Here is a 25,917-nt window from a genome sequence, read left to right on the forward strand (position 1 = left end):
CTGGTGCGCGGGGGCAATCGGATCGCCCATGGAACATTTGGACGCGGCGGATCATTTCGCCGCCCCCGTGGCGTGCCACGGGATCAGCAGGCGCTTGAGGAAGCCGATGGCGAAATAGAAGGCGAAGCCGATCAGCGACATCTGGATCAGCACGGCGAACATCTGGCTGGTCTCGAAGCCGTTCATGCTCTGGATCAGCAGATGGCCGAGGCCCTGGCTGCCGCCGAGATATTCGCCCACCACCGCGCCGATGATGGCAAGCACGATGCCCACCTCGAAGCCGGTGAGGATATAGGGCAGCGCCGAGGGCAGCTCGAGCCGCTTGAACACCTGCCAGCGGCTGGCATTGAGCGCCGTCATCACGTCGCGATGGCCCTCGTCGATCGACTTCACGCCCAGCACCGTGTTGGTCAGGATCGGGAAGAAGGCGAGCACGCCGGCAACGATCACCTTGGACGTGATGCCGAAGCCGAACCAGACGACGAACAGCGGCACCAGCGCCACTTTCGGGATCACCTGGGTCGCCACGATGAAGGGATTGAGCGTCAGCTCGAGCCAGCGGATGCGGGCGATCAGCACGCCCAGCACGACGCCGATCAGCGCTGCCCAGAAGAAGCCGACCAGCGTCGCATAGACGGTCATTCCGGCATGGAACCAGGCGCGCCGGTTTGTCAGCATCTCGATCCAATCGGAGACCACGGCACCGGGCGCCGGCAGGATGAAGGGCGAGATGCCGGTCATGCGCACATAGACGTGCCAGATCAGCACCAGGATCCCCAGAAGGAGCGGGGTCGTGATCCAGGGGATCGTCGCCTCGCGGCCGGCGATGAAGCTGCGGCGCACCGGCAGCGGCATGGTGGGTGTGGAGATGTCCTTGGTCGGCTCGGCCATGTCAGGAAATCTCCGCCAGCCGTTCGCGCAAGCTCAGCACGATATCCTGGAACGCTGCCGTCGCCTGCAATTCCAGCGTGCGCGGCCGGGCGAAGGGCACGGTCACGATGCGGTCGATCTTGCCGGGGCGCGGCGACAGGAGAACGATGCGGTCGGCAAGGAACACGGCTTCCGCGATGGAGTGCGTGACGAGGACGATCGACTTCTCGGTGGCGAGAAACAGCCGCTGCAATTCCATGTTCATCGCGTCACGCGTCATGGCGTCGAGCGCGCCGAACGGCTCGTCCATCAGCAGGATCTTCGGATTATAGGAGAGCGCCCGGGCAATGGCCGCGCGCTGGCGCATGCCACCGGAGAGCTCGCGCGGCCAACGCTTCTCAAAACCGGCAATGCCGACGAGCTTCATCAGCTCGCGCGCCTTGGCCCGGCGATCGGCAACACCCATGCCCTTCAATTCCAGCGGCAGGGCAATGTTGTCCTCGATGGTGAGCCAGGGAAACAGGTTGGCGTCCTGGAACACCATGCCGAGATCGGCCAGCGCCTCGCTCTGCCGCCCACCCTTCTCCCACAGGCTGCGCCCGACGATGGAGAGCGAGCCCGCTGTCGGTTCGATCAGCCCGCCGATCATACGCAGCAGCGTCGTCTTGCCGCAGCCTGACGGCCCAAGAAGGACCAGCAATTCGCCCGCGCCGACATCGAGATCGGTAGCCGACAGCGCGTGAACAGGCTCGTCGCGCGTTCCGTACCACTTCTCGATGGCACGAAGGGCGATGACCGGGGCCGTTACGGGGCGATCAGACAACATAAGACAAATCAATCACGATGCGCTGAAGACCACAACCTCCACTCTGTCACGCAGGGCTGTGCTGCTGCAATGCAGCACGCTCAATGCGCTAGTACGGCGGCCGCCGGTTGGCCCAGGGACGCGCCTGCTCGAGCTGCGCCGCCAGCCGGTAGAGCAGCCCTTCCTCACCCGTCCGCGCGGCGAAGTGGACGCCGATCGGCAGGCCCTCATCCGACCAGTGCAGCGGCACCGACATGGCCGGTTGTCCCGTGACGTTGCACAGCACGGTGAAGGGGATGAAGGCCATCACCTTGGCCATCCAGGCCTCGGCATCGGTAGCATGGGTATCGAACGCCCCAATCGGCTGCGGCGGCAGGGCCAGGGTCGGCGTCAGCCAGAGATCGACGCGCTCGTAGAAGGCCATGATGCGCCGTGCCTGCCGGTGCAGGCTCTGCAGCGCGGCGATGTAGTCGGTCGCCGGGACGCGCAGGCCAGCAATCGCGAAGGCGCGCGTCACAGGTTCGATCGCATCGCCCTCCGGCAAGCGCCCGCCATTGAAGCGGGTCACATTCAGCGCCGTATTGGCGAAGAAGATGATGGTGGTCGCGCGCCGCACTTCCGCTGCATCGAAATCCGGTGCGCCATGCTCCACATGGTGGCCAAGCTCCTCGCAGAGGCGCGCGGCCTCTTCCACCGCCGTGACGCAGGCCGGATCGACCGGCACGCCGGTGGGCGCGCGGGTTGAGACGGCGATGCGCAGACGACCGGGCGGCTGCTGGGCCTCCGACAGGAAGCTGCGCGCCGGCGGCGGGGCCGTATAGGGATCGCCCGGCATGGGCCCACAGGTCGCGTCGAGCAGCGCCGCGCTGTCGCGCACCGAGCGCGTGACCGCGTGCTGCGCGGCAAGTCCGCCAAGTCCCTCGCCACCTTCGGGACCTGCCGTGATGCGCGCCCGCGTCGGCTTCAGCCCGAACAGGCCGCAGGCGGAGGCCGGAATGCGGATCGAGCCGCCGCCATCGGTCGCGTGGCCCATCGGCAGGATGCGGGCGGCAACCGCAGCCGCGGAACCGCCGGACGAGCCGCCGGGCGACAGGGCGAGATTCCAGGGGTTGCGGGTCTCGCCGAACAGATGGGATTCGGTTGCCGGCGCCAGGCCGAATTCGGACGAATTGGTCTTGGCGAGGATCACCAGTCCCGCCCGCTTGTAGCGCGCGACGAGTTCGCTGTCGGCCGCCGGCATGTTGCCGGCGAGCATCCGCGAGGCCGAGGTCGTCGGCGCCCCGACGATCGAGACGAGCAGTTCCTTCAGCGCGAAGGGCACGCCCTCGAAGGGCCCCTTCGGCAGGCCGCCAGCAATGGCCTGTCGCGCCAGATCGTCGAGCCGCGTGACGATGGCGTTGAGCCGGGGATTTTCCGCTTCGATGCGGGCCAACGCCGCGTCCAGCAGTTCGGACGCCGTCACCTCGCCCTTCCGCACAAGGGCCGCCAGCGCCAGTCCGTCAAAATCCTCGTAGGGGAACATCGAATTCTCCCGGTCTTGAATCACGAATGCCGCCGAAAGGCTCCCACGTCATCCCCGGCGAGCGCAGCGAGGGAAGGGGATCCAGAGAAGCTCGTCGAAATGCGGACGCCTTCCAACAGTCCTGGACCCCCGTCCCTCGCCCTTCGGGCTCGCCGGGGGTGACGAACACGTTGACGAGGTTCCTCAGCGGGCACCTGACCTACCCATCCCAACCCGACTTCCGCATCGGCGCCAGCACCGAGACATCCGGCGGCGGCGAGGCGGCAAAGCCCGGCCGATCCAGCGAGCCGATGGCCAGCCGCCCCTCGACGATGGCCAGCCTCACCCGGCCGTGGTCGTCGCGGTAGAGGTCAGGATGGGCGGCGAGATGGGCGCGCGCCTCCGTCTCCGGGCGCTCGTCGAACCCGTCGATGAAATGATGCGCATTGCGCTCGACATGGGTGATGCCGAGCAGGCTGACCAGCGCCAGATCCTGCTGGATCGAGGCGCCCATCTGCGTCGTCAGATCCTCGCCCGACATGAAATAGGGACCATCGGCGCCACCGTTCCACATCCGGCAGCGCGCCAGATTGAGGATCGACTTGTAGAGCCCCTTGCAGACCTTCGACGACACGCCGTGATAGCCGAGCGCTCTTGCCCGCGGGAACGCGTCGAGATCGCCATCGGATTCATCGATGATCACCGGCTTCGGCGGGGCCGCAGCGCCCAGCGGCTGGCTCAGCGCAGCGTGGCGCGCGATCGGCTGTTCGATCAGCACGATGGCCTCCCAGAGTTTCGCCAGCGACGGCCTCGCCTGAATGGCCTGCCAGAGCGGCGCGAAGGCCTCCGCGGTCTCATATTGCTCATTGCCATCGAGTGTCGCGCGATAGCCGCCGGGAATGCGGTCGAGCACGGCGGCGATCTTCTCCAGCCGCGCGATGTCGGAGGGCACGTCGCCCGCCACCTTCAGCTTGTACCAGCGGCAGCCATAGAAGGAGACGACCTCTTCCAGCGTTTCCGGCAGGCCGTCATCAACCCGCGTGCCGGGCGCCTGATCGGCGGCAACGATCGGGTCGACCAGTCCCACCGTGTGGCGCACATCGATGCCGGCCTGCGGGCTGAGACCTGCGAGGAAACCCGCAAGATCGAAACCATCGAGATCCGCAATGATCGGATGGTGACCGATACCCGGCAGATTGGTGCGGATCGCCTCATAGAAGCTGACGTTCTCGAGCCGGCAAAGTGCATCCAGAACGGCGCGATCAAGGAGTGCCGGGCCGTAGCTTGCCACCAGCGGATTCAGCCGTTCCTGCGCGCCCGCCGCGATCTGCCCGCGATAGCCATCGGCAAACAGGCCAAACGCCGTCGAGGGCGCCGCCACGAGATAGGCAGCCGTGGCAATCTCCAGCGCCCGGCGCAGCTGATCGAGATTCTGGTCATCCGACAGGGTCTTGTCCTTGTCGAACCATTTGGCGCCCAGCGCTTCCGCCGCATGACCGAACTCCTCCCGGCCATCCTGATGGCGGATGCGCACGCGGGTGACCGCCTGGATGCCGTGGGTCACCGTAATGACGCCGAAGCGGAACGGCATCCGCAGCTTGTAAGGGCGCTCGAACAGCTCGACCGACAGGACCTTGACCTTGGGCGCCGTCATGACAGGGCCTCCTCGATACCGCGGAGATAGCCGATCGCGCGGGCGGCAGAGCCCGGTCCGTCCGGCACATAGTCGAAGGGTTCGACGCCGGTCCAGCCGGCAAAGGCCTGACGTCGGAGGGCATCAAGGACTGGCGCCAGCGCAAGTGCGCCCTGCCCCGGCCCGCGCCGGTTCGGATCGTTGAAATGGATATGGCTGATCAGCCCGGTCGGCAGGTAGCGGTCAATCAGATCCGGTACACTCAAGCTCTCGGTGCGCGCCGCCGAGCAGTCGATCATTGTCTTGAGACCCGGAAGGTTGATGGCGCGGACGATGCCGACAGCCTCCTCCACCGTCGTCACGAACTGCGTGTCGGTCGAAGCCAGCGGCTCGATGCAATAGGTCAGGCCGGTCCTGGTCGCGACCTCACCGATGGCAGCAAACATGTCGGTGCCCCGCTGGCGCGCTTGGACGGCGCCCGCGCCATCCGGCAACTCCCGCTGTCCCGGTGACCCATGAACCAGCACGCCCGCGCCGAGATCGGCGGCGAGATCGACGAGCCCGCGCATGACGTCGAGCGACCGCGCGCGGATCGCAACATCGTCCGTCGTGATCGACAGGCCGGCCGGTGCTACCAGGAGCCAGTGCAGACCGCAAATCGCGATCCCCGCATCCGCGGCTGCACGGCGCGCCGCCGCTCGATCAGAAGCCGGCAAAAGATGCGGTTCCGTTCCCAGCGTGAACGGCGCGATTTCCAGCCCGTCATAGCCAAGGCTTGCTGCCAGTTCGCATTGCTGCGCGAAGGGCAGATCGCGCACGACCTCATTGCAGAGCGCAATGCGCATGCGCTGTCCGCTCATGCCGGCACCCGGCCATGAAGCCGGTGATAGATCGCCATGGACAGCTCTCCGAACTCGGGCCTGATCCGCGTCTCCACTGTGCGCGGCCGCGCCAAGTGGATCGGCGTCACCTCGGCAATGCGGCCGGGCCGCGGCGACATGACGACCGCGCGATCGGCAAGGAACACCGCCTCGGGGATGGAGTGGGTGACGAACAGGATGGTCTTTCGTTTGCCGGCTTCGGACGTCTCGCCCCAGACGCGCAGCAGTTCGATATTCATCTCGTCGCGTGTCATGGCGTCGAGCGCGCCGAACGGCTCATCCATCAGTAGGAGCGGCGGATCGAGCAGCAGCGCGCGCACGATCGAGGCGCGCTGCTGCATGCCGCCGGAGAGCTCACGCGGCAGTTTGGATGCGAAATCGCTTAAACCCACAATGCCGAGAAGATCCATCGCCCGGTCGCGATATTTGCGGGCGTCGTGGCCGGCAAGTTCGGCCGGCAGCAGGACATTGTCGAGAATGGTCCGCCATTTCAGCAGGACGGGCGCCTGGAACACCATTCCCACCGACGTGAGCGGCCGCGTGACCGGTTCGCCGGCCACCCGCACCGCGCCCGATGTCATCGGACGAAGCCCCGCGATGATGCGCAGAAGAGTAGACTTGCCGCAGCCGGACGGTCCGACCAGCGCGATGAACTCGCCATCGGCAATGGTCAGCGAAATGTCGCGCAACGCCTCTACCGGACCGCTACCGGTCTCGTAGACCATGCCGACGTGGTCGATCTCGATCATGGAAGGTGGGTGTCCGCTCTGGTCATGCGCATGGGTCGAAGTCGTGGATCACGTGGCGAGAAGGTCCTTCGAGGCTCGGCTTTGCCTCGCACCTCAGGATGAGGAATGGAGAGATCGCATATGACGATGGCGCTACGTCTGTCGTGTGGCCCTGTCGAGGTCCGCCTCCTCCTCACCTCATCCTGAGGTGCGAGCGAAGCGAGCCTCGAAGGATCACCGTGTCGTCAAGCGGGGCCTCTCAATGAAGGCCCCGCTCGTCCAATCACCGCGCTGGCGGCATGTCCACCCGCGTGTAGAAGCTCGCATTGAACGTCTCGTCGCAGGTCACCTGCCGGGGCAAGCCCATATTCGCATTGATGATGTCGACGGAGGCGCACATCTTGGCCCGGTCGATCGCGCCAATGCCATTTGCCCGGAAGCGGTCGGTCCGCATCAGGCCAAGACCCAGCATCATGTTCGGCTGCATCACCGAGACATCGACCTCCGGCACCCGGCGCTTGAAGATCGCCATCGAGCCCTCCGGATCCGCCATCACGTCGCGCCAGCCAAGATAGGCCGCCTCGAGGAACTTCCTCAGAACCTCGGGCCGCTCGCGGATGGTCTTGTCGCTCGCCATGATCGACATGGAATACATGTCGAGGCCGAAATCGGCCCATTGCATCATCACCACATTGCCCTGGCCCATGGCCTTCTCGTAGAGCGGCAGGCCGGTGGAATAGTCGGCGATCGTGTCGACGCGGCCGGTGGCGAGCGCCGCGATCTTGGCGGCCGGCTCGACATTCACCCATTCGACCCTGGAACCGTCGATGCCGGTGGCGCGCACGAAGGCCGGCCAGATCTGCCGCTGGCTGTCGCCGGGAGGCGCGCCAATGGTCCGGCCCAGAAGATCGGCCGGCGTCCGGGCAGGCTTCGAGGCCGGCGAGAAGATGTTGAGCGGCGTCTTGTCGAAGACGATGCCGATGATGCGCGCGGTCGACCCGCGCGACAGGGCCGAGACGATCACGGCAGCATCGGCAAGGCCGGCATCGGCGCGGCCGGTATCGACCTTGGCGATGGAATCGCCCGATCCGCGCGAATTCTCCAGCGTCACGTCGAGGCCGCGGTCGCGGAAATAGCCCTTCTCCAGCGCCACCCAATAAGCCGCGTGGTCGCCCACCGCGAACCAGTTGAGCGCGAAGGTGAACTTCTCAAGCTGCTGTGCCTGCGCGCCCACCGCCCCCGCGACAGCGAGGACCATGGCGGCTGCGAAGGATATCCAGGTCGATCTGCACGTCGTCATGACACTCTCCCTTGAGGTCGGCGGTTCGGACTTCAGCGATCGGACCCCTGCGCCCAGGGCGCGGCGATGGCGGCAATGCCGCTCACCGCGCCATAGAGCAGGAGGCCGATGATCGAGATCCAGGCAAGCGCAGCAAACGCCACCGGCGTGTTCATGCTCGACTGGGTGGTGACGATGACAAAACCGAGGCCCGCCTGCGAGGCGACAAACTCGCCCACCACGGCACCGACCACGGCGGCGGTCGCGGTCACCTTCAGCGCGCTCAGGATATAGGGCAGCGCATTGGGCATGCGGATCTTGAGGAAGATCTTCCAGGTCGGCGCGTTGAACACCCGCCCGAGGTCGAGCATGTCGTCCTCGATCTGGGTGAGGCCGACCGCCGTGTTGATGACCACCGGAAAGAAGCCGATCAGCGCGCCGATCAGCATGTTCGGCCAGATGCCATAGCCGAGCCAGAGCATGAATAGCGGCGCGATCGCCACCTTGGGCAGCACGTTGACGAAGACGAGAAAGGGCGTCAGCGAGCGCGCCACCGGCTGCGACCAGGCGATGGCGGTGCCGAGCAGCACGCCGGCACTGGCTGCCAGCGCGAAGGCGCCGAGGATCGCGGCACCCGTGAACAGGATATGGCGGGTCCAGGGAATGTCGCCGCCGGCCATGGCCTGCACCACCTTCCAGGGGCCGGGCAGCAGGAACTCGCGCACCTGGAAGAAGTCGACCGAGAATTGCCACAGCGCGATGAGAACGACGAAAGGCGCGACCACCGGCACCAGCGACAGGATCTGGCGGCCCCCCTTCGGCATCATCCGCGTCCTCCGGAACGACAGCGCGCAATCATGTCAGAACCGGCCATCACGCGCCTCGAACTTGGTCGGCTTGCCGTGGCTCGGCATGGAGCGGGCGACCCAGTCAGCCGTCCAGTCGAGCATCCGGTCAAGCGGCACGTGCGGATAGCCGAAAAGCCCGGAGGCCCGCGACGTGTCGGTCAAGAGCGCCGTCGGGCTCTCCTCGCCGATGATGATGGCGGGCCTGCCGAGCCTGGCGCCGAAGGCCTGGGCCAGCCGGCGCACCGACAGCGTCTCCGGACCCGAGACATTGAGGATCAGCGGCGGGTTCGCCGCATGTTTGAGCGCTCTCAGCGCCTGGGCATTGGCATCGCCCTGCCAGATCACATTGACATGGCCCATCGTGACATCCACCGGCTGCCCCGCCGCCACTTTCGAGGCGATGTCGAACAGCACGCCGTAGCGCATGTCGATCGCGTAATTGAGCCGGAACAGCACCGTCTTCGTGCCATGGACCGAGGCGCCATATTCGAACACCCGCTCCCGGCCGAGACACGACTGGGCATATTCGCCGACCGGACCGGGCATGGCGGTCTCGTCCGGCGCGGCGCCGGCAACCGCTGCCAGCGGATAGACGTTACCGGTGGAGAAGGCGACGATCCGCGAGGCGTGAAAGGTCTCGGCGACGGCGGCCGGCACCAGGCAGTTCATCGCCCAGGTCAGGCCCAGCGCGCCGCTCGCGCCGAACTTGCGTCCCGCCATGAAGATGACATTCGGCGCCTTCGGCAGCGCCTCGATCGCCTTGCGGTCGAGCAGGTCGGCCTTGATCGTCTCGATGCCGTGGCGCTGCAGACCGGCCTCGAGCCCGGGCTCGGAAAAGCGTGCGACGCCGATGATCCGCCGTCCCGGCGAGGCCGCCCGCGCCATCCTCGCCAGTGTCGGCCCCATCTTGCCGGCAACGCCCAGGATCAGGATATCGCCGTCGACCGCGGCCAGGTCGGCAGCGACCCCGGCCGAGTGGCTGCTCAGAAAGGCTTCCAGATCCTCGATCGAGGCGAAGCGATCAGGCAGAGACGTCACGTCCGGCATCAATCCCTCGACGGGCAGCGCCCGAATTCCGGCGGGCCTTGAGCGAGCCTGCCTCTGTTCAACCGGACAGGCAATGCCCGCCACAGACCCTGAGCCTGCATGACCGGACCGCAAGTGTCAAACAACCAGTTGGATGCTTCGCGCCTGTTGAAATCCTGATTTAGATCGGTCTAAATGGCCCACATGGACGCGAGTGCCGACAAGCGCCTCGAAAAGATCCGGATGACAGGGACGGGACATGACAGGCAGCGGTGGCAGGACGGCCTTCGTCACGGGCGCGGGGCGCGGCATCGGGCGGGGCATCGCGCTGGCGCTTGCGGCCGAGCGGTTCCGCCTGGTCCTGAACGACCTCACCCTCTCCATCGATCTCGAGGAGACGCTGGCCGCTGTCCGCGCCATGGGCTGCGAGGCGCTCGCCGCGCCAGGCGACATCAGCGACCTCTCCCGTCACGAAGCACTGGTGGATCAGGTATGGTCGGCCTTTGGCGGGCTCGACTGCCTGGTCAACAATGCCGGCATCTCGGTGGCGGTGCGCGGTGACCTGTTCGAGGTGACGCCGGAGAGCTTCGACCGGCAGATCCACGTCAATCTGCGCGGGCCCTTCTTTCTCACCCAGGCTGTCGCAAAGCGCATGGCGGCGGCGCCGGCATCCGGCTTCCGCTCCATCGTCACCATCTCCTCGTTCAATGCCGAGGCGGCTTCCCCCGACCGCGCGGAATATTGCATCGCCAAGACCGGGCTTGCCATGATGACCCGCGTCTTCGCGCTCCGCCTCGCCGAGCTTGGCATCATGACCTACGAGGTGCGCCCGGGCGTCATCCGCACCGCCATGACGGCGGTGGCGAAGGAGAAATACGACCGGCTCTTCGCCTCCGGCTTCGCGCCCATCGCCCGCTGGGGCGAACCGGAGGATGTCGGCCGCGCGGTGGCGACCCTTGCCTCCGGCGGATTGCCCTATGCCACCGGCGAGACCGTCCATATCGACGGCGGCCTGTCGATCACCCGGCTTTGAGGAACGCGCCATGGTGACATCCACCTCCGGCCGCCTGCTCGAACCTGGCGAATACTGGTTCGAGGACCTGCGCGATGGCGACCACTACAGCACCGGCCATATCGTCATCACCGATGCCCACATCATCGGCTTCGCCGGGCTCTCCGGCGACTTCTTCGACCTGCACATGGACGACGAATTCGCCCGCGAGCAGGGCTTTCCCGGCCGGGTGGCGCATGGCCTGCTCGGCCTTGCCATGGCGGACGGGCTGAAGAACCGATCCTCCGTCCGCATCATGGCGGTGGCATCGCTCGGCTGGACCTGGGCCTTCAAGGGCCCGATCCTGGTCGGCGACCGCATCGGTGTCACCGTGACGGTGAAGGGCAAGCGCCTGACGTCCAAGGGGGATCGCGGCATCACCAACCTCGGCTTCGCCGTGTCCAACCAGGACGGCCGCGTCGTGCAGGACGGCGAGACGGCGCTGCTGACCAGGCTCAGACCGGCGGCCTTGCCGGCAAGTTCTTCAACGGATTGACGTTCCCGAGGCGCCGACGCAGAGTTGGCCCTCATTCCGAAAGGCCCGATCGGCGCTCCCCCGCTATTCCGGACTGACGCTGAATTGGATCGATCTAACAACAAGCCAAGCCGGGACAATCGGCCAGATTTCCGTTTCAGGGAGAAACACCATGACGACCAAGAAGGATATGAAGCAGGGCTGGATGAGCCGGCGCGACCTCGCCAAGCTCCTCGGCATCGGTGGCGCGGCGATCGCCGCCGGCCTGCCGGAGAAGGTCTTCGCCCAGACCCGGCGCAACACGCTGGTCATCGGCATCGACATTTCCGATTGCGTGACGCTCGATCCGGCCCGCCAGGCGCAATATTCGACGCCGATGTCGCTGCTCGCCGCCTATGACATGCTCGTCACGATGTCGCCGGGCGACTACATCACCATCCGCCCGTCGCTTGCCACCTCCTGGGCACGCACGCCCGACGGCAAGGGCTGGCGCTTCACGCTGCGCGAGAACGTCAAGTTCGCCAGCGGCAATGTGATGACCGCCGAGGACGTGAAGTGGTCGATGGAGCGCGTGCTGCGGCTCGGCGACCAGACCTCGCAATATATCAGCCACGTCGAGCGCACCGAGGTGGTGGACGCCAAGACCGTCGACATCATCCTGAAGGATCCGACCCAGCCGCTGCTCACCATCATCGCGGCGCCGGGCTTCCCGGTCTATGACCGCAAGGTGGTCGAGGCCCAGGGCGGCGACGCCAGCATGGATGCCAAGACCAAGGACAAGGCGACCACCTGGCTGAACGAGAATTCCGCAGGCACCGGCGCCTACCGGATCACCCGCTGGGAGCGCAACCAGCAGATCCAGTTCGTCCGCAACGACAATCACTGGCGGGGCAAGCCGCCCTTCGAGCGGATCATCATCCGCCACATCGGCGACAGCGCGGCGCAGCTCCTGTCGATCCGCCGCGGCGACATCGACATCGCCTTCAACCTGATCCCGGAACAGGTCTCCACCATCAAGGCCGATCCGAACCTCCGGCTCGAGGCCCTGACCAGCCTCGACTTCGTCTACATGGCGCTGACCGAGAACCCCGAGTTCAACAAGGCTCTGGCGGTGAAGGAAGCCCGCCAGGCCATCGGCCAGGCCATCGACTATGACGGCATCATCAAGAACCTGCTCGGCGGGGCCGCGGTGCGCTGCGCCAACTTCCTGCCGATCGGCGTGTCGGGTTCGACCGAGGCCATCGCCAAGGAGGTCGGCTACAGCCAGAACCTCGACAAGGCCAAGCAGCTTCTGCAGAAGGCGGGCCTTGCAGACGGGTTCGAGTTCGACATCGCCTATGGCAATGCCGCGATCGCCGGCGTGACCTACCAGACGCTGGCGCAGAAGATCCAGGCCGACCTTGCCCGGGTCAATATCCGCGCCAAGCTGACACCCATGGATCAGGTCAACCTGCGCACCACCTTCACCGGCAACCGGGCTCAGGGCGGCGTGCTGACCTTCTGGAACCCGCCGGCGGTGGAGAACCTGCTCTGGGCGGCCGCCTCGGTGGAACGCGTCGCACGGCGCGTCCATTGGAAGGTGACGCCGGATGTCCTGAAACTGGTGCGCGATGCCGCCGCCGAAACGGATGCCAAGAAGCAGGCCGATCTCTGGGTGGAGTACCAGAAGCGGGTGGTGGACCAGGCGAACTACTTCATCCTGTTCCAGCCGATCTATCAGGTCGCAGCCCGCAGCCATCTCGGCAAGCTGCCGCTGACGGCGGCCGGCTGGATGCTCGATATGCACGACGTGAAGCCCGCCTCGGCCTGAGGCTTGGTCTCTTGAGGTGCGTGGAACCGGCGGGTCGCAAGGCCCGCCGGTTTTGCATTCAGAAAGAGGGCTGCGGCGAGCGCCGTTGTGAGACGTGAGCCCCGCTCCCTCAGAACCCGTAAACCTCCGCCGGGTTGTCGACCAGGATCCGCTGCCTGACCGCCTCGTCCGGCGCCCAGTCGGCGAGAATATCCAGCAGAGCTGCATCGTCGGGCCGCGGATTCTGGCCGGGATGCGGCCAGTTGGTCGCCCACAGCATGCGCTCGGGCGCATGTTTCACCAGTGCACGGGCAAGCCGGCTCACATCCTCATAGGCCGGTGCGCCGGTCTTCGATGTCTCATAGGGCGCCGACAGCTTCACCCAGACCCGGCCGGTATCGACCAGCGACAAGAGCGTTCGGAACGCTTCGCTGTCGACATCCACTGGTTCGAGGAACTTGCCGTTGTGGTCGATGACGATGCGACCGCTCCACGAGCGGATCTGCGCCTGATGCTCGGGCAACGTCCGCCCATCCGTCTGGAACTGCACGTGCCAACCGATCGCCTGCACCTTGGCCGCGACGCTGTCGAGCATGGCCCAGGGGATGGCGCCGCCCGGCATCATCAGGAACCGGGCGCCGCGCATTCCGCAAGCCGTCAGGCGTTCCAGTTCGGCATCGGTCACCCGGTCATCAACCACCGCGACGCCACGGGTGACATCCGCCCCGAGCGCAGCGATGCCTTCCAGCGTGCAGCTGTTGTCGGTGCCATAGACCGAGGGCTGGACGATCACGGTTCGCGTCAGGCCAAGCCGCGCCTTGACCGCGCGGTAGTCGTCGACGCTCGCCGCGAGCGGCGCGGCACTCGCAGCTGTCGGCGCCAGCGCGAAACGCGGGTCATAGACATGGATATGGGTGTCGCAGGCGCCCGCAGGCACGATCGGTGTCGGAGCAATCGCCATGGGAGCACCTATACCTTGAGCCGGCTAAGGCGCGAGGCCTCTGCCGCATTGACCGCCCCCGGAGGAACCTCGCCGGCGATCAGCGCGCGGACCTGCTCGACCGTGTCGAACGCCTGGTGCTCGATGGCAGCCGGCGTCAACCCACCGACATGCGGCGCGGCGATCACATCCGGCCGTTCTGCCAGGAACAGCGACGGCTTCTGGTCGGGCGCGCGGCCGACATCCATGGCCGCGCCGGCGAGCTGCTTGCTGTCGAGGGCCGCTTCCAGCGCTTGCTCATCGACGAGGTTGCCGCGCGACAGATTGACGAAGAAGGCGCCGGGTTTCATCGCCGCAAACGCTGACGCGTTCATCAGGTTCTCGGTCGCCTCGGTCGCCACCACGAGGCAGACAACGAAGTCCGAACGTTCCAGGAGCTCCGCCATCGCGACCTGCGCGACGCCGGGATCTGAAATGGTCTTGTGAGGGTCGCTCGCCAGCACATCCATGCCAAGCGCCAGGCCGATTTCCGCCATGCGGCGACCGATCGCGCCATAGCCGAGAATGCCAAGCGTCGAGCCCTTGAGCTGCCGGCCCATCAGGACGGAGACCTCTCTCCTGTTCCAGTAAGCCTCCGCCGATTTTGACATGTTGCGGGCGAGATCGATCATCATGCCGAAGCCGAGCTCGGCCACGGAATCGATGAATCCGGGGGTCGCCCGCGTGCACAGGATGCCGTGTCTGCTGGCCCGTTCGACATCGACATTGCGGATGTCGACGGCACAGCGCAGGAACGCGACGAGGTCCGGCGCCTGGTCGAAATAGCCAGCGAATCCAGGGGTCTGGCGGTCGGAAACGACGATATCGACGCCCTGGGCGTGGCGGATCAGGCCCGCCTCGTCGAGCACCTCACCGGTCGGGTTGATGACCACCTCGGCCATCTCCTGCAGCGCCGCGACGGCACGGGGGCCGTAATAATTGGCCAGCATATCGGCGGAATGGGTCAAAAAGACGCGTCTTTTCATAGACTTAGGCCTTGAATTCGGCATTGCGCTTCTGCTGGAAGGCGCGGATGCCCTCCATGTGATCGCCGGCCGAGAAGCACAGCGTGTTCATCTCGTTCTCGTAGCGGATGCCCGCCGCGAGCGATGACGACAGGGCCATGCGGACGGAGGCCTTCACCGATTCGACCGCGACCGGACTGAACCCCGCGAACTTCCGGCACAGTGCCCGCGCCTCGCCCGCAACATCCTGATCTTCCACGAGATATTCGACAATGCCGAGCCGATGCGCCTCCTCGGCGCCGATCGGATCGCCGGTCAGCAGGAGCTTCATCGCCTGCCCGTAGCCGACAAGGCGGGGCAGCATCTGCGAGGCGCCACCGCCGCCGACCCAGCCGCGCACCACCTCCGGAAAGCCCATCCGGGCGCCGCGTCCCATCACGCGGATATCGGCCGACAGCGCCATCTCGGCACCACCCCCCAGCACCCAGCCATGGAGCGCTGCAACCACGGGCTTGCGCATGTCCCTGACGGCGGTTGCATATTCCACCCGATTGCGGAACGCCCATGCACTCGAATAGTCCGCCAGCGCGTTGAGATCGGAGCCCGCGCAGAAGGCCCGGTCCCCGGTGCCGCGCAGCAGGACGGCGCGCACCTGATCGTCGCGATCGAGCTCACGGCACAGCCGCTCGATCGTCGCGGCCATGGCGGGCGTCACGGCATTCATCTTGGCGGGGCGATTGAGCACGATCTCGGCAACGAAGCCGTCGCGTACCAGCTGAACCTCGTCATCCATGGACATCCACTCCAGCAAACCGGTGAAAGGCAAAGACATCTTGCTTTCGCAAGCCCTTGGGAGGCATGAAGCAAGCATGACGGAGATCGAGAAGACACTCGACAGGCCGCAGCGCATGACGCTGCACGATCTGGCCCGCCATGCCGGCGTGTCCCGCGCGACGGTATCCCTGGTGTTGCGCAAGAGCCCGCTGGTCGCCGAGAAGACGCGTGCGGCAGTGCTCGAGTCCATGCGGGCGCTTGGCTATGTCTACAATCGCGGCGCCGCCAACCTGCGCACCCAGCGCTCGCACACGATCGGCGTCTCGATCAACGAGATCACCAATCCCTATTTCACTGAACTGACGGCGGCGATCCAGAGCGCCTTTCTCAACCACGGGCGCACCGTCTTCATCGCCAATTCCGAGGAAGACCCCGCCCGCCAGGACCAGTTCATCGCCACCATGCGCGAATACAATGCCGACGGCCTGGCGATCTGCCCGTCCCGCGGCACATCGCGTGAGACGCTGCGCCGCCTGAAGGCGCAAGGGGTGGCCTGCGTGCTGGTCTCGCGCGACATTGCTGGCTCTGGGCTCGATTATGCCGGCCACGCCAACGAGGCCGGCATGTGCGAGGCGGTCGAGCACCTGATCGGCCTCGGTCACCGCCGTATCGCGATGATCGGGGGCAACGATCTGGTTTCCACCGGACGCGAGCGGCGCGCTGGCCACCGCAAGGCGCTGGAACGCCACGGCATTGCCGTCGACCCGCGCCTGGTGGTGGAAGGCGATGCCGCCACCCGCAGCTTCGGGGCGGCGACCGTCAAACACCTGCTGACCTTGGACGAGCCTCCCACGGCAGCCGTCTGCTTCAACGACGTCATCGCCTTCGGCGTCATGCTGGGCTTGCGCCAGGTCGGCAAGGAGCCGGGTCGTGACTTTGCGGTGGTCGGTTACGACGATCTCGCCGAGGCCGAACTCTGGATGCCTGCCCTGTCCACAGTGCGCAACGACACGGTCGCGCTCGGCGCGGCCGCCGCCCAACTTCTGCTCGACCGCATCGAGGCGCCTGATGCGCCGGCGAGGCGCATCGTGCTGGCCCCAAAGCTCGTGCTGCGCGAATCCAGCTGCCCGCCGCGCTAAAGCCTGCGCCGCTGCTGCCATCGACGCGCCGGCGGCCCCGGCCACCCATGCCGATCCTGCCTCGACAGGCATTCCTCACCCCTTTTGACAGTCTGTCCGCTTGAGCGCCGACTGCTCTTGGCGCAACATTAGGAGGTGATTGACATCGCGTCGACTGAAATTTAGAACGATCTAAATAAGAAAAATACCGGAGGAAACATGGGAATGGCCCGCTTGAGCGGATGTCTGGACGCGTGCGCGCCAAATCTCGGCGCAGCCCGGCGCAGCTTGCCTGCCCGGCCCCGGGTGGGCGTCTGACATGGTCCGGTTCATCGTCGCGCGCCTCGGCATCACGCTGGTCATGGCCCTCCTGGCGACGCTGGTGATCTTCCTGATCTCCAACATGGTGCCGGGCGATCCGATCCTGGCCGCGCTTGGCGATGTCGCCGCCTCGAACAAGGAATTCGTCGCGGAATGGCGGGCCAAATGGGGCCTCGACCTGCCGCTCTGGCAGCGCTACCTGATCTTCCTGAAGGGGCTGCTCCACGGCGACCTCGGCATATCGATATCGTCGCAGCGGCCGGTGATGGAAGACATCGCCCAGTTCGCGCCAGCGACCCTCGAGCTTGCAACCATCAGCTTCCTGCTGGCGCTCGGCATCGGCATTCCGCTGGGCATCACAGCCGCGGTCTGGCGCGACACCTGGGTCGACCATGTCGCCCGCGTCGTCTCGCTGATCGGCGTCTCCTCACCCACATTCTGGCTCGCCTTCATCATGCTGGCGATCTTCTATGGCGGGCTGGAGATCGCGCCCGGCCCCGGCCGGCTCGATGCCATCGCCCTGCCGCCCCGCACGATCACCGGCCTGCTGCTGATTGACACGATCATCGCCGGCGACTGGGAGACCTTCCGCGATGCGGCCGCCCATCTCGTCCTGCCCTCCATCGTGCTGGCGGCCGCGACCCTCGGCCTCATCACCCGCACCATGCGCGCGGCGATGCTCGAAAGCATCCAGCAGGACTATGTCCGCGTCGCCCGCGCCAAGGGGCTGAAGCGCTTCTCCATCGTCATAGGCCACGTTCTGCCCAATGCCATGATCCCGGTCGTGACGCTCGGCGGTCTCGCCTATGCCAACCTGCTCACCGGCGCCGTGATGACCGAAACCGTGTTCTCGTGGCCCGGCCTCGGCCGCTACACGTTCCGCAGCGCCGCCACCCTCGATTTCCCGGCGATCATGGGCATCACCCTGATCGTCGCCATGGTCTATCTGATCGTCAACCTGATCACCGACATCAGCTACGCCCTGCTCGATCCCCGGGTGATGCGATGACCGACACGATCGATCGCCCGACCGTCCACGTCATCGCGCCGGTTCGCACGCGGGCGCAACGCTGGCGCAGGCGCTATGGCCTCGCCGCCATGGGTGCGGGGATCGTCATTCTATGGGTGCTCATCGCCATCGCGGCGCCCCTGCTGACGCCCTATGACCCGAATGCCGTCGACGTCACGGCGCGCCTCAAGCCACCATCCTGGACCAACTGGCTCGGCACCGACGTTCTCGGTCGCGATGTCTTCACCCGGCTTCTGTTCGGCGCCCGCATCTCGCTCACCACCGGCTTTGTCGTGGTGATCATCGGCGCCGTGGTCGGCACCCTGCTCGGTGGCATCGCAGCCTTTGCCCGCGGGCGCATCGAGGCTGTCATCATGCGCCTCACCGACCTCGTGCTCTGCTTCCCGCCGATCATCCTGGCGCTCGCCATCGCGGCCGGTCTTGGCATCGGCACCACCAACACGATCATCGCCATGCTCGTCGTCTGGTGGCCGAAATTCGCCCGCCTCGCCCACAGCCTGGTGCTGGTGCAGCGCAGCCAGGAATATGTCGAGGCGGCCACGGTCATCGGCTATTCGCCGGCCCGCATCCTGGTCCGCCACATCATCCCGAACTCGGTCGGGCCGTTGATCGTGTTGATCACGCTGGATGTCGGCAATGCCATCATCACCTTTGCCGGCCTGTCATTCCTCGGCCTCGGCGTGGTGCCGCCAACGGCGGAATGGGGCTCGATGGTCGCAGAGGGGCGCGAACTGGTCCAGCAATGGTGGGTGGCGGCGTTCCCGGGACTGGCCATCCTCTCCATCGTTCTCGGCTTCAATTTCCTCGGCGACGGCGTGCGCGACTGGCTCGATCCGAAGGCGCGCAAGCGGTGACCGCCATGACCTCCAACGCGATGCCTGCCGATACGAATACCGCCGTTCCAGCGCTGGAAGTACGCGATCTCAAGACCCAGTTCTTCACCGACGACGGCGTGGTGAAGGCGGTCGATGGCGTGAGCTTCACCGTCGCCCCCGGCGAGGCGCTCGGCATCGTCGGTGAATCCGGTTCCGGCAAGAGCGTCACGGCGCTGTCGCTGATGCGCCTGCTGGAAGAACCCAGCCGCATTGTCGGGGGCGAGATCCGCTTCCAGGGCAAGAACGTGCTGGAAGCCACCGACGAGGAAATGCGCAACCTGCGCGGCGACCGAATGGCCATGGTGTTCCAGGACCCCATGACCTCGCTCAACCCGGTGATCAAGATCGCACGGCAATTGATCGAGACCATGGTCGTCCATGGCCGCTACACGCCGGATGCCGCCGCCAAGCGTGCCGTCAGCCTGCTCGGCCGCATGGGCGTCGGCGCACCCGAGCGCGCCCTTGACTCCTATCCGCACCAGTTCTCTGGTGGCATGCGCCAGCGCGTCATGCTGGCGCTCGGCATGAGCAACGAGCCGGCCCTTCTGATCGCCGACGAGCCGACGACGGCGCTCGACGTGACGATCCAGGCGCAGATCCTCGATCTCCTGCGCGAACTGAACCGCGATTTCGGCACGGCCATCGTCCTGATCAGCCACGACCTCGGAGTCATCGCCCGTGTCTGCACCCGCACCATCGTCATGTATGGCGGCGAGGTGGTGGAGGAGGGACCGACTGAGGACCTGCTGCGCGATCCACGCCATCCCTACTCCTGGGCGCTGATCAATGCGGTGCCGCGCATCGACGAGACAACCTCCGGCGATCGGCGCCTGACCACCATCGAAGGCCAGCCGCCCGATCCCCTGAACATGCCTGGAGGTTGCCGGTTTGCGCCGCGCTGCCCGTTCCGCATCGCCAAATGCGAGGAGCATCCGGAGCTTGAAGAAGTGCTTCCCGGCCGCAAGGCCCGCTGCTGGGTCACTCAGGGCGGCCAGAAACTGGAGCTGAACCGTCGGGCGACCGAAGCCACGGCGGAGCCCTCCACGCACCGGGCGCCCGCAACAACCGGCGAGCCGGTGTTGAAGGTGCGTGGCCTCGTCAAGCACTTCCCACTGCCGAAGACCGGCTTCTTCCAGCCGCGGCGCGTCGTCCACGCGGTCGATGACGTCGATCTCGACGTATTCCGCGGCGAGACCGTCGGACTGGTGGGCGAGTCCGGTTGTGGCAAGTCGACGCTTGCCCGTCTCGTCACCCGCATCCACACGCCCGATGCCGGCACCATCGCCTTCGATGGCACCGACATCGCGCAGGCAAAGCAGGCCGAGATCAGGCCGCTGCGCCGGCGCATGCAGATGGTCTTCCAGGACCCCTATGCTTCGCTCAATCCCCGCATGAGCGTCGGCGACATTCTGGGCGAGCCCCTGCTGTTTCATGGCCTGACCAAGACAAGGGCTGAGACGAACGACCGCATCCAGGAGCTCTTGGCGACAGTCGGGCTCAATCCGAAATCCGCCGAGCGCTACCCGCACGAATTCTCCGGCGGCCAGCGTCAGCGCATCTCCATCGCCCGCGCGCTCGCGGTGAAGCCGGACTTCATCGTCGCCGACGAGCCGATCTCGGCGCTCGACGTCAACATCCAGGCGCAGATCATCAACCTGATGCTCGATCTCCAGGAGCGTCTGGGCCTGACCTATCTGTTCATCGCCCACGATCTGGCGGTCGTCCGTCACATCTCGGATCGCGTGGTGGTGCTCTATCTCGGCAAGGTCATGGAGATCGCGCCGTCGGGGGCCATCTTCGACCGGCCGCTCCACCCCTATACGCGCTACCTGATCTCGGCCGTGCCGATCCCGGATGCCGCCGTGGAGCGAGGACGTTCGCATCTGGCGCTCGCCGGCGAATTGCCGAGCGCCGTCGATCCGCCGTCTGGCTGCCGGTTCCGCACCCGCTGCCCGCTCGCCAAGCCGATTTGTGCGGCCGAGCCGCCACCGCTTCTCGAACATGCGCCCGGCCAGTTTGCTGCGTGTCATTTCGCGGGGCAACTGACCTGAAGACCCTGAGGAGGCAAACGTGCAGCGCGTCACCGCCGACGAAGCCGTCAAACTCATCCGCTCCGGCGATACGATCCTGATCGGTGGCTCGGGTGGCGGCCATGCCGTCCCTGAAGCGCTGATGGCCGCCGTCGAGAAGCGCTTTCTGGCCGAGGGCCTGCCCCGCGACATCACGGCCATCCACCCGGTAGGTCTGGGCGATGGCGACACCAAGGGCGCCGGCCATTTCGCCCATGTCGGGCTGCTCAAGCGCGCGATCTCCGGCACTTTCGTCAACTCGCCGAAGATCTCCGACATGGCGCTCGCCAATCAGATCGAGGGCTACACCCTGCCCCAAGGCGCCATGTCGCAGCTGATGCGCGAGATGGCGGCGGGCCGGCCGGGCCTGATGACCAAGACGGGCCTGCACACCTTCGTTGATCCGCGCCTGCAGGGCGGCCGCCAGAGCGAATGCGCGCCGGAGGGCGTCGTCGAACTGGTCGATTTCCGCGGCGAGGAATATCTGTTCTTCAAGCCCTTCCACGTCGATGTCTGCTTCCTGCGCGGCACCACCGCCGACGAGGACGGCAACATCTCGATGGAACAGGAGGCCGTGTTCCTGGAGATGCTCTCTGAGGCGCAGGCGACCAAGCGCTGCGGCGGCCTCGTCATCGTGCAGGTGAAGCGCATCGCCAAGCGCGGCACCCTGCCGCCGAAATCGGTGAAGATCCCGGGGATCCTGGTCGATCTCGTGGTGGTCGAGCCGAACCAGTGGCAGACCTATCTGGTCGAATACTCGCCCTCCTATGCGGGTGAACTCCGCATGCCGCTCTCCGACATTCCCGTTCTGCCGCTCGATGCCCGCAAGATCATCGCGCGCCGCGCCGCGCTGGAGCTGTTCCCGGGCGCGATCTGCAACCTTGGCTCAGGAATTTCCACCGGCATCGCCAATGTGGCCGCCGAGGAGAACGCCCTCGACGAGGTCTGTCTCACCAACGAGCAGGGCCTGATCGGCGGCGCGCCGGCCTCTGGTGGCGATGCGGGTGCTGCCCGCAACTACGCGGCCATCGTCGACCAGCCCTATCAGTTCGATTTCTATGACGGCGGCGGGCTCGACCTCGCCTTCCTGTCGTTTGCCGAGGTGGACAAACAGGGCAATGTCAATGTCAGCCGCTTCGGCGACCGGATCGTCGGTCCCGGCGGCTTCATCAACATCAGCCAGAACGCCAAGGCAGTGATCTTCTCGGGCACGTTCAATGCCGGCAAGTCCGACCTGTCCTGGCCCGGCGGGCAGATGCGGATCGCCCGTGACGGCACTCAGGCGAAGCTGGTCGATAAGGTCCAGCAGGTGACCTATTCCGGCCGCTATGGCGCCGAACGCGGCCAGCGCGTGCTCTATGTCACCGAGCGCGCGGTGTTCCAGCTGACCTCGGCCGGCATCGAGCTGATCGAGATCGCACCCGGCGCCGATCTCGAGCGCGATGTGCTCGCCCACATGGACTTCAAGCCGATCGTCTCCCCGACCCTGAAGCTGATGGACGCAAGACTGTTCCAGCCGGAGCCGATGGGCCTTGCCGCTCATCTGGCCGATCGCCCGCGACGCGCGCCGCCGGCGCATCTTGCTACCGATCGCGGCCACGCCGTCGCAGCCGAATGACTGGACATCCCATGCCCGAGACACCGCAGCAGCCGATCATCGACGGAGCGACCCGGCTCTATGTGATCATTGGCGATCCCGTCGCGCAGGTGAAGTCGCCCGGCGTCTACAATGCGCGCTTCGCGGAAGCCGGGATGAACACGGTCTTCGTGCCGGCTCACGTGCCCTCCGACCGGTTCGACGAGACGATGCGCGGCATCATGAACCTCGGCAATCTCGACGGCCTGATGATCACCGTGCCGTTCAAGGCCCATATGATGCGCCTCGTCGATCGCGTGCTGCCGATGGGCGCCAAGGTCGGTGCGATCAATGCCGCCCGCCGCGAGGCTGACGGCAGCTGGACCGGCGACATGTTCGATGGCACCGGCCTGATCCGGGGCCTGAAGAACCGCTCGATCTCCATGACGGGGCGCAAGGTGATGCTGGTCGGCGCCGGCGGTGGCGGCAGTGCGGTAGCGGTGGCCGTGGCCGATGCCGGCGCGTCCCATGTCTCGATCCACGATGCCGATCAGGCCAAGGCCGCCGCTCTCGCCGAGCGGGTCAAGGCCGCCTGCCCGGCCTGCATCGTCAACCACGGCGCCGTCTCCTTCGAAGGCCGCGACACGTTCATCAACGCGACCCCGATCGGCATGAGCCCAGGCGACGGAACGCCGGTACCGCTCAAGGGCCTCCGGCCCGACATGCTGGTCATCGACATCATCATGAAGCCGGAAGTGACGCCGCTTCTCGCCGCGGCCCAGGCGCTGGGATGCCAGACCGTCGGCGGTCGCGCCATGCTGGAGGGCCAGGCCGTCGAGGTCGCTGAATTCTACAGGATCGGCAAGCCGGCATGAGCACGACCTTCCTCACGATCGGCGAGACCGCGACCTTCGCCAAGACCATCACCGAAACGGACCTTGTCCTGTTTTCCGGCCTCACCGGTGATTTCGATCCCATCCACGTCAACGAGGCCTATGCGCGTTCGACGCCGTTCGGGAAGCGCATCGCGCACGGTGCGCTGGTCATGGGGCTTCTGTCGACGACCGCCTCGATGATGTCGCGCCGCTCGGTCGAGCGCGGCTCGACGGCCACCTCCGTCTCGCTCGGTTACGACCGCATCCGCTTCCTCAAACCCGTCTTCATCGGCGACACGCTGACCGCCCGCTACGAAATCGAGGCGATCGACGAGGAAGCGTTGCGCAGCCGCTCGAAGGTCGAGGTCAGCAACCAGGATGGCGAGCTCTGCCTTGTCGGCATCCACATCATGAAATGGGTCGCCAATCCCAGCTGAGGCTGGTGCGCACCTGAAGGGAACTCCCATGCGTCTGAGCGAAACCCACGAGGAGATCCGGCGCACCGCCCGACGCTTTGCCGAGGATGTCGTGCGCCCGCGGGCTGAGGCGCTCGACCGGGACGAGGCCTTTCCTGCCGACATCTATGCCGAGATGGCGAAACTCGGCCTGTTCGGCATCACCGCGCCGGCAGAGCTCGGAGGCACGGGCCTCGATCCCCTCGCCTATGCGCTCGTCATGGAGGAATTGTCGCGCGGCTATGCCTCTGTCGCCGATCAGTGCGGCCTCTATGAGCTGATCTCCACCCTCCTCTCGGTTCATGGCACGCCGGACCAGCAGGCACGTTGGCTTGGCCCCCTGCTGCGGGCCGAGATCCGCCCGGCCTATTGCATCACCGAGGCCGAGGCCGGCAGCGATGTCTCCGGCATCAAGACCACGGCGGAGCGCACCGCCACCGGCTGGCGGCTGAACGGCGCCAAGCTCTGGATCCACAACGCGCCGGTGGCCGATGTCGGCTTCGTCCTCGCGCGCACCGACAAGGCCGCCGGCAAGCGCGGCATGAGCATCTTCATCGTGCCCTTCGACAGTCCCAGCGTGACGCGCGGACCGAAGGAACACAAGATGGGCCAGCGGGCCTCGCAGGTCGGCGCACTGCAGTTCGACAATGTCGACCTTCCCGCCGATTCCCTGCTCGGGGCGGAGGGCCGCGGCTTCCACATCATGATGAGCGCACTCGACAAGGGCCGCGTCGGCATTGCGGCGCTGGCCGTCGGCATCGCGCAGGCAAGCCTCGAGGCCGCGCTCGACTATGCGAAGACCCGCCGGCAGTTCGGCCAGGCAGTGGCGGATTTCCAGGGCCTGCAATGGATGCTTGCCGACATGGCGAAGGAGATCACCGCTGCCCGGCTCATGGTCCATCACGCGGCCGAAGCACTCGAAACCGGGCAGAATGCGACGATCCTCTGCTCCATGGCCAAGTGCTTCGCATCCGACATGGCGGTCACCCAGACGGCCAATGCTGTGCAGATCTTCGGCGGCTCCGGCTATATCCGCGGCTTCGAGGTCGAGCGGCTCTACCGCGATGCCAAGATCACCCAGATCTACGAGGGCACCAACCAGATCCAGCGCACCATCATCGCGCGGGAGTTGCTGGCCCACGGGGTGCCTGTCTGAGCGATGGCACTTGCCAAGCCGCACGCATAGGATGCATGGGCTTCGGCGTGGACGCCCCCCACGCCTGCCTTCGCACCCGATAGCCGATGACCGCACCGCCCCTTGGCCTGAGCCTTCGCCACCGCGACCTTGCCGACATCCTGTCGCGCGAGATCGCGTCGGGAACGCCGCCGGTCGGCGAGAGGTTTCCAACAGAGCATGAGCTGGTTGCCCGCTTCGGCGTCGGCCGTCACACGGTGCGGGAGGCGTTGAAGCTGCTCACCGAACAGGGACTGCTCGGCCGGCGCCGCAAGACGGGTACGGTGGTGCTCGCGGCCAGCCCCATCTCGCACTATGCCCACAGCCTACGCGACCTGCTGGGCCTTCTCGACTTCGCCAAGAATACCGTGCTCGACATCCGCTACGACAATCTCGTCACCGCGTCTGAGAAGACGGGCACCGAATTCGCCGGGCTGCCGGATCACCGCTGGCTCAGACTCGCCGGTATCCGCTCGACCCGCAACGACGGCCGACCGCTCTGCTGGACGGAAATCTTCGTGCCCGAACGCTTTGCATCGGCACGCGTCGATTTCCGCAAGGGCGACCGCGCCATCTATGAGCGGGTGCTGGAGACTCAAGGCCTGAAGCTTGAATATGTCGAGCAGGACGTCACCGCCGTTGACCTGACCCAGCCGATGGCAGACCTGCTCGCCGCAGGACACGTGATGGCCGGACTGATGGTCACCCGCCGCTATGTCGCCCATACCGGCGACACGTTCGAGATATCGCGCAACATCTATCCCGCCGGGCGCTATTCCATGCGCAGTCTGCTGCGCCAGCGCGCCTGATACCCGCCACC

At 66.2% G+C, this 25,917-nt stretch carries 24 protein-coding genes; 12 read left to right on the plus strand and 12 right to left on the minus strand.

The genetic code is table 11. The features are described from left to right. Positions 1-51 precede the first annotated feature (51 nt). The 9 genes from E8L99_RS03410 to E8L99_RS03450 all read right to left on the minus strand — a co-directional run bounded on the left by E8L99_RS03410 (position 52) and on the right by E8L99_RS03450 (position 9,592). Positions 52-891, minus strand: a complete 840-nt coding sequence (locus tag E8L99_RS03410; protein ID WP_215907047.1) for an ABC transporter permease — start codon at positions 889-891, stop codon at positions 52-54. Position 892: 1 nt separating this feature from the next. Then, entirely contained in the window at positions 893-1,696 is an 804-nt protein-coding gene (locus E8L99_RS03415) for an ABC transporter ATP-binding protein (protein WP_137098230.1), read from the minus strand. A gap of 88 nt (positions 1,697-1,784) precedes the next feature. Next, the gene (locus tag E8L99_RS03420; RefSeq protein WP_137098231.1) at positions 1,785-3,197 is read right to left on the minus strand and encodes an amidase; all 1,413 of its coding nucleotides are present in this window, start codon (positions 3,195-3,197) and stop codon (positions 1,785-1,787) included. A gap of 199 nt (positions 3,198-3,396) precedes the next feature. Next, entirely contained in the window at positions 3,397-4,830 is a 1,434-nt protein-coding gene (locus E8L99_RS03425; protein ID WP_137098232.1) for an enolase-like domain-containing protein, read from the minus strand. After that, complete coding sequence (locus tag E8L99_RS03430; protein WP_215907048.1) at positions 4,827-5,669, minus strand: sugar phosphate isomerase/epimerase family protein; 843 nt, start codon at positions 5,667-5,669, stop codon at positions 4,827-4,829. Before E8L99_RS03430 ends, E8L99_RS03425 begins: the two co-directional genes overlap by 4 nt. Beyond that, positions 5,666-6,439, minus strand: a complete 774-nt coding sequence (locus E8L99_RS03435) for an ABC transporter ATP-binding protein (RefSeq protein ID WP_215907049.1) — start codon at positions 6,437-6,439, stop codon at positions 5,666-5,668. Before E8L99_RS03435 ends, E8L99_RS03430 begins: the two co-directional genes overlap by 4 nt. Positions 6,440-6,701: 262 nt before the next feature. After that, positions 6,702-7,718, minus strand: coding sequence for an ABC transporter substrate-binding protein (locus E8L99_RS03440; protein WP_252511248.1), 1,017 nt, complete (start codon positions 7,716-7,718; stop codon positions 6,702-6,704). A gap of 32 nt (positions 7,719-7,750) precedes the next feature. Next, on the minus strand, positions 7,751-8,524 hold the full coding sequence (locus E8L99_RS03445; RefSeq protein WP_252511249.1) for an ABC transporter permease: 774 nt from the start codon (positions 8,522-8,524) through the stop codon (positions 7,751-7,753). 33 nt (positions 8,525-8,557) lie between these two features. Continuing rightward, a complete protein-coding gene (locus E8L99_RS03450) occupies positions 8,558-9,592 on the minus strand; it encodes an NAD-dependent epimerase/dehydratase family protein (protein WP_137098233.1) in 1,035 nt (344 codons plus the stop codon). A 238-nt stretch (positions 9,593-9,830) separates the two neighbouring features. Between E8L99_RS03450 and E8L99_RS03455 the strand changes: the two genes are divergently transcribed. The 3 genes from E8L99_RS03455 (at position 9,831) to E8L99_RS03465 (ending at position 12,907) form a co-directional block, all read left to right on the plus strand. Beyond that, positions 9,831-10,604 carry a 3-ketoacyl-ACP reductase gene (locus tag E8L99_RS03455; RefSeq protein ID WP_137098234.1) on the plus strand — a complete coding sequence of 258 codons (774 nt, stop codon included), beginning with the start codon at positions 9,831-9,833 and terminating at the stop codon, positions 10,602-10,604. A gap of 10 nt (positions 10,605-10,614) precedes the next feature. Beyond that, positions 10,615-11,118 carry a MaoC family dehydratase gene (locus tag E8L99_RS03460; protein WP_137098235.1) on the plus strand — a complete coding sequence of 168 codons (504 nt, stop codon included), beginning with the start codon at positions 10,615-10,617 and terminating at the stop codon, positions 11,116-11,118. A gap of 151 nt (positions 11,119-11,269) precedes the next feature. Further along, a complete protein-coding gene (locus E8L99_RS03465) occupies positions 11,270-12,907 on the plus strand; it encodes an ABC transporter substrate-binding protein (RefSeq protein ID WP_137098236.1) in 1,638 nt (545 codons plus the stop codon). A 109-nt stretch (positions 12,908-13,016) separates the two neighbouring features. Here the strand turns inward: E8L99_RS03465 and E8L99_RS03470 are convergent, their stop codons facing one another. The 3 genes from E8L99_RS03470 to E8L99_RS03480 are packed head-to-tail and all read right to left on the minus strand — an operon-like array spanning position 13,017 to position 15,623. Next, positions 13,017-13,847 (minus strand): amidohydrolase family protein, encoded by an 831-nt coding sequence (locus E8L99_RS03470; RefSeq protein ID WP_137098237.1) that lies wholly within the window; start codon positions 13,845-13,847, stop codon positions 13,017-13,019. 8 nt (positions 13,848-13,855) lie between these two features. Then, positions 13,856-14,833 carry an NAD(P)-dependent oxidoreductase gene (locus E8L99_RS03475; RefSeq protein WP_252511250.1) on the minus strand — a complete coding sequence of 326 codons (978 nt, stop codon included), beginning with the start codon at positions 14,831-14,833 and terminating at the stop codon, positions 13,856-13,858. A gap of 22 nt (positions 14,834-14,855) precedes the next feature. Continuing rightward, the gene (locus E8L99_RS03480) at positions 14,856-15,623 is read right to left on the minus strand and encodes an enoyl-CoA hydratase/isomerase family protein (RefSeq protein ID WP_137098239.1); all 768 of its coding nucleotides are present in this window, start codon (positions 15,621-15,623) and stop codon (positions 14,856-14,858) included. A 76-nt stretch (positions 15,624-15,699) separates the two neighbouring features. Between E8L99_RS03480 and E8L99_RS03485 the strand changes: the two genes are divergently transcribed. The 9 genes from E8L99_RS03485 (at position 15,700) to E8L99_RS03525 (ending at position 25,906) form a co-directional block, all read left to right on the plus strand. Beyond that, the gene (locus tag E8L99_RS03485; RefSeq protein WP_137098240.1) at positions 15,700-16,743 is read left to right on the plus strand and encodes a LacI family DNA-binding transcriptional regulator; all 1,044 of its coding nucleotides are present in this window, start codon (positions 15,700-15,702) and stop codon (positions 16,741-16,743) included. Positions 16,744-17,041: 298 nt separating this feature from the next. Beyond that, positions 17,042-18,052, plus strand: coding sequence for an ABC transporter permease (locus E8L99_RS03490; RefSeq protein ID WP_137098241.1), 1,011 nt, complete (start codon positions 17,042-17,044; stop codon positions 18,050-18,052). After that, positions 18,049-18,927 (plus strand): ABC transporter permease, encoded by an 879-nt coding sequence (locus tag E8L99_RS03495; protein ID WP_137098242.1) that lies wholly within the window; start codon positions 18,049-18,051, stop codon positions 18,925-18,927. Before E8L99_RS03490 ends, E8L99_RS03495 begins: the two co-directional genes overlap by 4 nt. Positions 18,928-18,932: 5 nt before the next feature. Continuing rightward, positions 18,933-20,999, plus strand: a complete 2,067-nt coding sequence (locus E8L99_RS03500; RefSeq protein ID WP_168201550.1) for an ABC transporter ATP-binding protein — start codon at positions 18,933-18,935, stop codon at positions 20,997-20,999. Positions 21,000-21,018: 19 nt separating this feature from the next. Next, a complete protein-coding gene (locus E8L99_RS03505) occupies positions 21,019-22,635 on the plus strand; it encodes an acyl CoA:acetate/3-ketoacid CoA transferase (protein WP_137098244.1) in 1,617 nt (538 codons plus the stop codon). Between the two features lie 11 nt (positions 22,636-22,646). Beyond that, positions 22,647-23,468 (plus strand): shikimate dehydrogenase family protein, encoded by an 822-nt coding sequence (locus E8L99_RS03510; protein ID WP_168201551.1) that lies wholly within the window; start codon positions 22,647-22,649, stop codon positions 23,466-23,468. Then, entirely contained in the window at positions 23,465-23,905 is a 441-nt protein-coding gene (locus E8L99_RS03515) for a MaoC family dehydratase (protein WP_137098246.1), read from the plus strand. The genes E8L99_RS03510 and E8L99_RS03515 overlap by 4 nt, the downstream gene beginning before the upstream one ends. Positions 23,906-23,933: 28 nt before the next feature. Beyond that, entirely contained in the window at positions 23,934-25,079 is a 1,146-nt protein-coding gene (locus E8L99_RS03520; RefSeq protein ID WP_137098247.1) for an acyl-CoA dehydrogenase family protein, read from the plus strand. Between the two features lie 86 nt (positions 25,080-25,165). Continuing rightward, entirely contained in the window at positions 25,166-25,906 is a 741-nt protein-coding gene (locus tag E8L99_RS03525; RefSeq protein ID WP_137098248.1) for a GntR family transcriptional regulator, read from the plus strand. Positions 25,907-25,917 lie beyond the last annotated feature (11 nt).

The organism is Phreatobacter aquaticus (assembly GCF_005160265.1).
Taxonomy (GTDB): Bacteria; Pseudomonadota; Alphaproteobacteria; order Rhizobiales; family Phreatobacteraceae; genus Phreatobacter; species Phreatobacter aquaticus.

Coding starts and splice junctions, on each gene's coding strand:
- E8L99_RS03410 (WP_215907047.1), bottom strand. CDS start 891: ATGGCCGAGCCGACCAAGGACATCTCCACACCCACCATGCCGCTGCCG.
- E8L99_RS03415 (WP_137098230.1), bottom strand. CDS start 1,696: ATGTTGTCTGATCGCCCCGTAACGGCCCCGGTCATCGCCCTTCGTGCC.
- E8L99_RS03420 (WP_137098231.1), bottom strand. CDS start 3,197: ATGTTCCCCTACGAGGATTTTGACGGACTGGCGCTGGCGGCCCTTGTG.
- E8L99_RS03425 (WP_137098232.1), bottom strand. CDS start 4,830: ATGACGGCGCCCAAGGTCAAGGTCCTGTCGGTCGAGCTGTTCGAGCGC.
- E8L99_RS03430 (WP_215907048.1), bottom strand. CDS start 5,669: ATGAGCGGACAGCGCATGCGCATTGCGCTCTGCAATGAGGTCGTGCGC.
- E8L99_RS03435 (WP_215907049.1), bottom strand. CDS start 6,439: ATGATCGAGATCGACCACGTCGGCATGGTCTACGAGACCGGTAGCGGT.
- E8L99_RS03440 (WP_252511248.1), bottom strand. CDS start 7,718: ATGACGACGTGCAGATCGACCTGGATATCCTTCGCAGCCGCCATGGTC.
- E8L99_RS03445 (WP_252511249.1), bottom strand. CDS start 8,524: ATGATGCCGAAGGGGGGCCGCCAGATCCTGTCGCTGGTGCCGGTGGTC.
- E8L99_RS03450 (WP_137098233.1), bottom strand. CDS start 9,592: ATGCCGGACGTGACGTCTCTGCCTGATCGCTTCGCCTCGATCGAGGAT.
- E8L99_RS03455 (WP_137098234.1), top strand. CDS start 9,831: ATGACAGGCAGCGGTGGCAGGACGGCCTTCGTCACGGGCGCGGGGCGC.
- E8L99_RS03460 (WP_137098235.1), top strand. CDS start 10,615: ATGGTGACATCCACCTCCGGCCGCCTGCTCGAACCTGGCGAATACTGG.
- E8L99_RS03465 (WP_137098236.1), top strand. CDS start 11,270: ATGACGACCAAGAAGGATATGAAGCAGGGCTGGATGAGCCGGCGCGAC.
- E8L99_RS03470 (WP_137098237.1), bottom strand. CDS start 13,847: ATGGCGATTGCTCCGACACCGATCGTGCCTGCGGGCGCCTGCGACACC.
- E8L99_RS03480 (WP_137098239.1), bottom strand. CDS start 15,623: ATGGATGACGAGGTTCAGCTGGTACGCGACGGCTTCGTTGCCGAGATC.
- E8L99_RS03485 (WP_137098240.1), top strand. CDS start 15,700: ATGACGGAGATCGAGAAGACACTCGACAGGCCGCAGCGCATGACGCTG.
- E8L99_RS03490 (WP_137098241.1), top strand. CDS start 17,042: ATGGTCCGGTTCATCGTCGCGCGCCTCGGCATCACGCTGGTCATGGCC.
- E8L99_RS03495 (WP_137098242.1), top strand. CDS start 18,049: ATGACCGACACGATCGATCGCCCGACCGTCCACGTCATCGCGCCGGTT.
- E8L99_RS03500 (WP_168201550.1), top strand. CDS start 18,933: ATGACCTCCAACGCGATGCCTGCCGATACGAATACCGCCGTTCCAGCG.
- E8L99_RS03510 (WP_168201551.1), top strand. CDS start 22,647: ATGCCCGAGACACCGCAGCAGCCGATCATCGACGGAGCGACCCGGCTC.
- E8L99_RS03515 (WP_137098246.1), top strand. CDS start 23,465: ATGAGCACGACCTTCCTCACGATCGGCGAGACCGCGACCTTCGCCAAG.
- E8L99_RS03520 (WP_137098247.1), top strand. CDS start 23,934: ATGCGTCTGAGCGAAACCCACGAGGAGATCCGGCGCACCGCCCGACGC.
- E8L99_RS03525 (WP_137098248.1), top strand. CDS start 25,166: ATGACCGCACCGCCCCTTGGCCTGAGCCTTCGCCACCGCGACCTTGCC.